The sequence below is a fragment of the Thomasclavelia sp. genome (genome assembly GCF_017889095.1).
In the GTDB taxonomy this organism is placed as follows: domain Bacteria; phylum Bacillota_I; class Bacilli_A; order Erysipelotrichales; family Coprobacillaceae; genus Thomasclavelia.
The window spans coordinates 1-1,234 of sequence record NZ_JAGHEW010000410.1; the positions used below are offsets into that span (position 1 = coordinate 1).

A 1,234-nucleotide genomic window follows, 5' to 3' on the forward strand; every position below is an offset into this window, starting at 1 on the left:
CTCGCTCCATATCGCAACTCGCCGGTTCATTCTACAAAAGGCACGCTATCACCCTTTAACGGGCTCTAACTTCTTGTAAGCATACGGTTTCAGGTTCTCTTTCACTCCCCTCCCGGGGTTCTTTTCACCTTTCCCTCACGGTACTGGTTCACTATCGGTCACAGAGTAGTATTTAGCCTTGCCAGATGGTCCTGGCCGATTCCGGCAGGATTCCTCGTGTCCCGCCGTACTCAGGTGCTGTCTCGCTCCTTCGCGCTCCTTCGGCTACGGGGCTCTCACCCTGTTTCGCCGGACTTCCCATTCCGTTCGCCTGAAACGCTTCCGTCAGCTCTTCGACAGTCCTTCAACCCCGGCCCTTAAGCCGGTTTGGGCTCCTCCCCTTTCGCTCGCCGCTACTCAGGGAATCATTCTTATTTTCCTTTCCTCCGGGTACTTAGATGTTTCAGTTCCCCGGGTTTCGCCGCACTTCTGTGCTGCCCGGTCTCTATTCCGGGCGGGTTCCCCCATTCGGACATCGGCGGGTCTTTGCATGCTTACTGCTCGCCGCCGCATTTCGCTGTTTGCTGCGTCCTTCTTCGCCTCTCTGTGCCCAGGCATCCGCCGTACGCTCTTTTTAGCTTTACCTTACTTCTTTGCCTGTTTACTTTTTGTCTCTTTCGATGTTGTTTCTTAGTTTTTTCGACTTTCTCAGAAAGACCTCAGACTCTCGTCTTTCGATCTCTTCTTTCTTTTGTCTTTCGCATTTTCTGTCTATCCGGTTTTCAATGATCTCCTTTGAGCGGTGCTCATGCACCCACTCAAAACTGAACAGTATCCTATAAACACACTTCTCTCTCTTCTTATTCTCTCCCTAGAAAGGAGGTGATCCATCCCCACGTTCCCGTAGGGATACCTTGTTACGACTTCACCCCAATCATCAATCCCACCTTAGACAGCTCCCTCCTTGCGGTTGGGCCGCCGGCTTCGGGTGTTATCAACTCTCGTGGTGTGACGGGCGGTGTGTACAAGGCCCGAGAACGTATTCACCGCGACATTCTGATTCGCGATTACTAGCGATTCCATCTTCGTGCAGTCGAGTTGCAGACTGCAGTCCGAACTGGGAACGGTTTTCTGGGTTTCGCTCCGCCTCGCGGCTTCGCTTCCCTCTGATCCGTCCATTGTAGCACGTGTGTAGCCCAGGTCATAAGGGGCATGATGATTTGACGTCATCCCCGCCTTCCTCCGGCTTGTCACC

Annotated in this window: 2 rRNA genes; both read right to left on the reverse strand. The window is 53.2% G+C overall.

Annotated elements, in window-relative coordinates:
• Nucleotides 1-624: ribosomal RNA gene (locus J7M77_RS16795) — 23S ribosomal RNA — on the reverse strand; the annotation flags it as partial.
• Between the two features lie 230 nt (nt 625-854).
• Nucleotides 855-1,234: ribosomal RNA gene (locus J7M77_RS16800) — 16S ribosomal RNA — on the reverse strand; the annotation flags it as partial.